The sequence below is a fragment of the Mycobacterium sp. genome, assembly GCF_025965855.1.
Taxonomy (GTDB): domain Bacteria; phylum Actinomycetota; class Actinomycetes; order Mycobacteriales; family Mycobacteriaceae; genus Mycobacterium.
The window spans coordinates 52,959-59,812 of the sequence record NZ_JAOPWB010000203.1; the positions used below are offsets into that span (position 1 = coordinate 52,959).

The following is a 6,854-nucleotide window of genomic DNA, read 5'->3' on the forward strand; positions in this document are numbered from 1 at the left end:
GATGCCGGGCTGGTGGCTACGGTGAACAACGTGGCTATCCGACTTGGTTTGCAGATTCCCAACTTTTCCTACGGCACCGGGGTGGACAAGCTCTTCCCCACCGTTCTGGCTCAGGCCCAAGAGGCCGAAGCGGCCGGATTCGACTCGGTATTCGTCATGGACCACTTCTATCAACTGCCCATGTTGGGCGATCCCGACCAGCCAATGCTGGAGGCCTACACCACGCTGGGCGCGCTGGCCACCGCGACCGAACGGGTGCAGCTGGGCACCTTGGTTACCGGCAACACGTACCGCAATCCGACGCTGCTCGCCAAGATCATCACGACGCTGGACGTGGTGAGCCAGGGCCGGGCGATTCTGGGCATCGGCACCGGCTGGTTCGAGCTCGAGCACGATCAGCTGGGCTTCGAATTCGGCACCTTCACCGACAGGTTCAACCGCCTCGAGGAGGCGCTGCAGATCATCCTGCCGATGATCAAGGGCGAACGGCCGAGCTTCTCCGGCAAGTGGTATCACGCCAACCAGGCGATGGCCAATCCCCGCTTCCGCGACCACATTCCGTTGATGATCGGCGGCAGCGGTGAGAAGAAGACGATCCCGCTCGCCGCACGCCACTTCGACCACCTCAACCTCATCGCCGGGTTCGACGAGTTGCCGGCCAAGGTGAAGGTCGTGCGGCAGCGATGCGAAGAGATAGGGCGCGACCCGGCCACGCTGGAAACCAGCACGCTGACCACGGCGGTCGTCGACGAGAACTTCAATGCCGACCAGATCCCCTCCGAGATGACTGAGCGCATGGTGGTCGGTAGCGCCGAGTCGGTTGCCGAGCAACTCAAGACCAAGGTGTTCGACGCCGGGGTCGACGGGGTGATCATCAACATGCCCTTCTACACGCCGGGCGTCATCACCGCGGCCGGCGAAGCGCTGCGCCCACTGGTGGGGCTGTAACGCAAACCGCATTTGGCATCAAGCATGACGAGTATCACGTTCACTCAACCAGGCCCGATGCCGCGATGTGGGTCATTACACATGCTTACGATCTGGTTCGGGGTTTCGCCTTCAGTAGCGTGGTAACTGATGTAGTCGCGCGTCCAGGAGCCCCCGATCAGGAGCAGCCCGAACATGAGCACGCAGGCAGAAACCACTGCCGCACCCGAGCGTCGTCATCAAGTCGTCATCATCGGATCGGGATTCGGCGGGCTCAACGCGGCAAAGAAGCTCAAGCACGCCAACGTCGACATCAAGCTGATCGCGCGCACCACCCACCACCTCTTCCAGCCGCTGCTGTACCAGGTGGCCACCGGCATCGTGTCCGAGGGCGACATCGCCCCGCCCACCCGGGTAGTCCTGCGCAGGCAGCGCAACGTCCAGGTGCTGCTCGGCGACGTCACGCACATCGATCTGGTGGGGCGATTCGTCGTATCCGACTTGCTCGGCCACACCTACGAAACCCCTTACGACACCTTGATTGTCGCCGCCGGCGCCGGCCAGTCGTACTTCGGCAACGACCATTTCGCCGAGTTCGCACCGGGTATGAAATCGATCGATGACGCACTGGAAGTGCGGGGACGGATCCTGAGCGCGTTCGAACAGGCCGAACGGTCCGGGGATCCGGAACGACGGGCCAAGCTGCTGACGTTCACCGTTATCGGTGCGGGCCCCACCGGCGTCGAAATGGCCGGCCAGATCGCCGAATTGGCCGCCCATACCTTGAAGGGGTCTTTCCGGCACATCGATTCCACCAAGGCGCGAGTGATCCTGCTCGACGCCGCCCCCGCGGTGTTGCCGCCGTTCGGCGACAAGCTCGGTCAGCGCGCCGCGGCGCGGCTGGAGAAGATGGGCGTGGAAATCCAGCTGGGCGCGATGGTCACCGACGTCGACCACAACGGCATCACCGTCAAGGACTCTGACGGCACCGTCCGGCGCATCGAATCCGCGTGCAAGGTGTGGTCCGCCGGGGTTCAGGCCAGCGGGCTGGGTGCGGACCTCGCCGAGCAGTCATCGGTCGAAATCGACCGGGCCGGACGAGTCAAGGTGCTGCCCGACCTGTCCATCCCCGGGCACCCGAATGTCTTCGTCATTGGTGACATGGCCGCCGTCGAGGGCGTGCCGGGGGTGGCGCAGGGCGCCATCCAGGGCGCCAAGTACGTCGCCGCCGCGGTCAAGGCCGAACTGGATGGGGCCGACCCGGCCGACCGTGAGCCGTTCCAGTACTTCGACAAAGGCTCCATGGCCACGGTGTCGCGGTTTTCCGCGGTCGCCAAGGTGGGTCCGCTGGAGTTCAGTGGCTTCATCGCCTGGCTGATGTGGCTGGTGCTGCACCTGGTCTACCTGGTCGGCTTCAAGACCAAAATCAGCACGCTGCTATCGTGGACTGTGACGTTCCTGAGCACTCGTCGCGGCCAGCTCACCATCACCGAGCAGCAGGCGTTTGCCCGCACCCGCATCGAGCAGCTGGCAGTACTGGCGGCCGAGGCGAAGCGTCCGGCGGCCAGGCGGGCCAGTTAGCCTTCCGGCCGGTCGGCCTGAGGGGTCCCGATCGGCTTGGGAAGGCGTCGCACTGCCCGCAACTGCTACGCCTCGAGGTTCTGCAGCCGCACCTGACCGCGGGCCACTACCCGATCGCTGTCGTCGGTGATCGTGACCAGCCACAGCTGCTGACGGCGGCCGCGGTGAATCGGCTCTGCGGTGCCGTGCACCGTCCCGGAGCTGATCGAGCGCAGAAAATCCGTGTTGTTGTTGACCCCCACCACCTTGCCGCCGTCGCCGTTCGCGTTGAGCCAGGTGTAGGCGGCCACGCTGGCCATGCTCTCGATGATCGAGCAGTAGACACCGCCATGCACGAGGCCCATCGGCTGCAACAGCTTCGGCCTGACCTCGAGTTGTGCGCGGGCGCGGTCGGGGCCGAGTTCGGTGAACTGCAGCCCCAATTCGCTGTCAAACGGCGCGGTGAAGTTCTGCGGCAATATCGCGTCGGGCGGCGGTGGCACGTTCATGTGTCTACACCATCGGAACCATCGGGGATCCGGGCCCGTCGGCGCGCAACCGCCTACCCCGAAAACAGGCGAGCCCCGCGCCGGGCGCGGGGCTCGCCGATCGAGTAGACCGGGGGTCACTGCAGCCCTCAGGACTCGCCGCGGTCATTGTCGCTCGATCGACATCAGCATAGGCAAGGCTGCCCTAATTTCGCAAGGTATTGTCGGCGGGGTGACCGAGGTGCATCGCGCCCGCATTAGGTACGACGGCCAGTAGTAAGCGGAGTACGCTGGTTTCGACGCTCAGGAGATGAACGCACTATGGCCAAACTGACCCGGCTGGGGGATCTGGAACGCGCCGTGATGGATCACTTGTGGTCCATGCCCGAACCCCAAACCGTTCGCCAAGTACACGAAGCGTTGTCGGCACGCCGCGACCTCGCCTACACGACGATCATGACCGTGTTGCAGCGGTTGGCCAAGAAGAACCTGGTCTCCCAGATCCGCGACGACCGCGCCCACCGGTACGCACCCGTGCACGGGCGCGACGAGCTAGTCGCCGGGCTGATGGTCGACGCGCTGGACCAGGCCGAGGACTCGGGAAGCAGGCAGGCCGCCCTGGTGCACTTCGTCGAACGCGTCGGTGCCGACGAAGCCGAGGCGCTTCGGCGCGCGCTCGCCGAGCTGGAAGCCAATCCGCGAAGCAACACGCCGTCGGCTGGCGCATCAGCGGAGGACTGAGGGAGACTGGCAGCGTGTCCGCGCTGGCCTTCTCCATCCTCGCGGTGCTGCTGGTCGGTCCGGCGCCGGCTTTATTGGCACGCGCGACGTGGCCCTTGCGCGCCCCGCGCGCCGCGATGGTGTTGTGGCAGGCCGTCGCGCTGGCCGCGGTGCTCTCGGCGTTCAGCGCCGGCATCGCGATCGCCAGCCGGCTGCTGGTGCCCGGCCCGGACGGGCGGCCGACCGCAAGCGTCGTCGGCGCCGCGGACCGGCTCGGCTGGCCGCTGTGGACGGCCTACATCACCGTCTTCGCGCTGACCGTGCTGGTCGGCATCCGGTTGATGGTCGCGGTTTTGCGGGTGGCCATCGCCAATCGCCGCCGGCGCGCCCACCACCGCATGGTCGTAGACCTCGTCGGCATGGGGCACGGCGCCGCTCTCACCACGCAGTGCACCCGGGCACGCGATCTTCGCGTCCTGGACGTCGCGCAACCGTTCGCCTACTGCCTGCCGGGGGTGCGCAGCCGGGTTGTGGTCAGCGAAGGGGCCCTGACCACGCTCGCCGGGGACGAGGTCGCGGCCATTCTCACCCACGAGCGCGCACACCTGCGGGCCCGCCACGACCTGGTGCTGGAAGCGTTCAGCGCGGTGCACGCCGCCTTCCCGCGGCTGGTGCGCAGCGCAAACGCGCTGCGCTCGGTGCAACTGATCGTCGAGCTGCTCGCCGATGACGCCGCCGTGCGCGCCGCAGGGCGCGCTCCCCTGGCCCGGGCGCTGGTCGCCTGCGCGTCCGGGCGGGCGCCGTCGGGCGCGCTGGCCGTCGGCGGCACGAGCACGGTGCTACGCGTGCGCCGGCTGTCCGGTCGCGGGAACAGCCCGATGCTGTCGGCGGCGGCGTACCTGACCGCGGCGGCGGTGCTGGTGGTCCCCACCATCGCGCTCGTCGTACCGTGGTTCACCGAGCTGCAGCGACTCTTCAATCTCTAAGGCCTACATATTTACGGAGAACCGATCCACCCCGGGCAGATCCAGCCCGCTGTGTCACAGTGTGACGGAACCGCTTTGGAAGCATTAGGGAAAAGTTTTCCAACGAAAGGCGAGACATGAGTGCCCCGGATTTCAAGGATTCGAAGACTGGTACCGCGCAGATCGGCGTCACCGGCCTCGCCGTCATGGGTTCCAACATCGCCCGCAACTTCGCCCATCACGGCTACACGGTGGCGCTGCACAACCGGTCGATCGCCAAGACCGACGCACTGCTCAAGGAGCACGGCGACGAGGGCAAGTTCGTGCGCTCGGAGACCATCGCGGAATTCCTCGACGCGCTGGAGAAGCCGCGGCGGGTGCTGATCATGGTCAAGGCCGGCGACCCGACCGATGCCGTCATCAACGAGCTCGCCGACGCCATGGAGGAAGGCGACATCATCATCGACGGCGGCAATGCCCTTTACACCGACACCATCCGGCGCGAGAAGGCGATGCGCGAGCGCGGCCTGCACTTCGTCGGCGCCGGCATCTCCGGCGGCGAGGAAGGCGCGCTCAAAGGACCGTCGATCATGCCGGGCGGGCCGGCGGAGTCTTACAAGTCGCTGGGCCCCCTGCTCGAGGAGATCTCGGCGCACGTCGACGGCGTCCCGTGCTGCACGCACATCGGCCCCGACGGCGCCGGCCACTTCGTCAAGATGGTGCACAACGGCATCGAGTACTCCGACATGCAGCTGATCGGCGAGGCCTACCAACTGCTGCGCGACGGGCTCGGCCAGACTGCCGAAGAGATCGCCGGCGTGTTCGACGAGTGGAACAAGGGCGACCTCGACAGCTTCCTCGTCGAGATCACCGCCCAGGTCTTGCGCCAGACCGACGCCAAGACCGGCAAGCCGCTCGTCGACGTCATCCTCGACGAGGCCGAGCAGAAGGGCACCGGCCGCTGGACCGTGAAGTCGGCACTCGACCTCGGCGTGCCGGTCACCGGCATCGCCGAGGCGGTGTTCGCCCGCGCGCTGTCGGGTTCGGTCACCCAGCGCAAGGCCACCACGGGGCTGGCCTCGGGCGATCTGGGCGCTCAGCCCAGTGACGCAAAGCAGTTCACCGAGGACGTCCGCCAGGCCCTGTACGCGTCGAAAATCATCGCTTATGCCCAGGGGTTCAACCAGATTCAGGCCGGCAGCGCCGAATACGACTGGAGCATCACGCCGGGCGACCTGGCCACCATCTGGCGCGGTGGCTGCATCATCCGGGCGAAGTTCCTCAACCGCATCAAGGAGGCGTTCGACGAGGACCCCGACCTGCCGACGCTGATCGTCGCGCCGTATTTCCGCAGCGCGATCGAGGCCGCCATCGACGGCTGGCGCCGCGTCGTGGTGACCGCCACGCAGCTCGGCATCCCGATCCCGGGCTTCTCCTCGGCGCTGTCCTACTACGACGCGCTGCGCACCGAGCGGCTGCCCGCCGCGCTCACCCAGGGGCTGCGCGACTTCTTCGGCGCGCACACCTACGGACGCATCGACGCCGACCCGGACAAGCGCTTCCACACGCTATGGAGCGGGGACCGCAGCGAAGTGCCCGCGTAACTGGGTTTGCGGGTAAGAGGGAGTAAAGGGGCAAGCCGACTCACATGAGGTTTCTGGACGGGCACCGACCCGCGTACGACCTGACGTACAACGACGTCTTCATCGTGCCGAACCGCTCCGAGGTCGCGTCGCGCTTCGACGTCGATTTGTCCAGCGCCGACGGCTCCGGCACCACCATCCCGGTCGTCGTCGCCAACATGACCGCGGTCGCCGGACGGCGCATGGCCGAGACGGTGGCGCGCCGGGGTGGCATCGTGATCCTGCCCCAGGATCTCCCCATCCCCGCGGTGCAACAGACGGTGGAGTTCGTCAAAAGCCGCGACATGGTCCTCGATACCCCGGTGGTGCTGGAGCCCGACGACTCGGTGTCCGACGCGACAGCGCTGATCCACAAGCGCGCCCACGGCGTCGCCGTCGTCGTCTTCGAGGGCCGCCCGATCGGTTTGGTCACCGAATCGTCGTGCCTGGGCGTGGACCGCTTCACCCGGGTGCGCGACGTGGCGGTGACCGACTTCGTGACGGCCCCGGTGGGCACCGAGCCGCGCAAGGTCTTCGACCTGCTCGAGCACGCCCCGATCGACGTCGCCGTG

General features: G+C 66.9%; 7 protein-coding genes. 6 read left to right on the top strand and 1 reads right to left on the bottom strand.

From position 1 onward, the window contains the following. The first annotated feature begins 30 nt into the window (after nucleotides 1–30). Together JWP83_RS17610 and JWP83_RS17615 are read left to right on the top strand one after the other, a co-directional pair. The gene (locus JWP83_RS17610; protein WP_297732376.1) at nucleotides 31–948 is read left to right on the top strand and encodes an LLM class F420-dependent oxidoreductase; all 918 of its coding nucleotides are present in this window, start codon (nucleotides 31–33) and stop codon (nucleotides 946–948) included. Between the two features lie 174 nt (nucleotides 949–1,122). Next, the gene (locus JWP83_RS17615) at nucleotides 1,123–2,508 is read left to right on the top strand and encodes an NAD(P)/FAD-dependent oxidoreductase (protein ID WP_297732378.1); all 1,386 of its coding nucleotides are present in this window, start codon (nucleotides 1,123–1,125) and stop codon (nucleotides 2,506–2,508) included. Nucleotides 2,509–2,573: 65 nt separating this feature from the next. Here the strand turns inward: JWP83_RS17615 and JWP83_RS17620 are convergent, their stop codons facing one another. Next, nucleotides 2,574–2,996 carry a PaaI family thioesterase gene (locus tag JWP83_RS17620; protein ID WP_297732380.1) on the bottom strand — a complete coding sequence of 141 codons (423 nt, stop codon included), beginning with the start codon at nucleotides 2,994–2,996 and terminating at the stop codon, nucleotides 2,574–2,576. Nucleotides 2,997–3,296: 300 nt separating this feature from the next. On the opposite strand from JWP83_RS17620, the gene JWP83_RS17625 reads away from it, so the two are divergent. The 4 genes from JWP83_RS17625 to JWP83_RS17640 form a co-directional block, all read left to right on the top strand. Further along, nucleotides 3,297–3,716, top strand: a complete 420-nt coding sequence (locus tag JWP83_RS17625; RefSeq protein WP_297732382.1) for a BlaI/MecI/CopY family transcriptional regulator — start codon at nucleotides 3,297–3,299, stop codon at nucleotides 3,714–3,716. A gap of 14 nt (nucleotides 3,717–3,730) precedes the next feature. Then, a complete protein-coding gene (locus tag JWP83_RS17630) occupies nucleotides 3,731–4,681 on the top strand; it encodes a M56 family metallopeptidase (RefSeq protein ID WP_297732384.1) in 951 nt (316 codons plus the stop codon). A gap of 116 nt (nucleotides 4,682–4,797) precedes the next feature. After that, nucleotides 4,798–6,264, top strand: a complete 1,467-nt coding sequence (gene gndA, locus JWP83_RS17635; RefSeq protein ID WP_297732386.1) for an NADP-dependent phosphogluconate dehydrogenase — start codon at nucleotides 4,798–4,800, stop codon at nucleotides 6,262–6,264. A gap of 44 nt (nucleotides 6,265–6,308) precedes the next feature. Beyond that, a partial coding sequence (locus JWP83_RS17640) for an IMP dehydrogenase (RefSeq protein ID WP_297732388.1) occupies nucleotides 6,309–6,854 on the top strand: 546 nt, incomplete at its 3' end.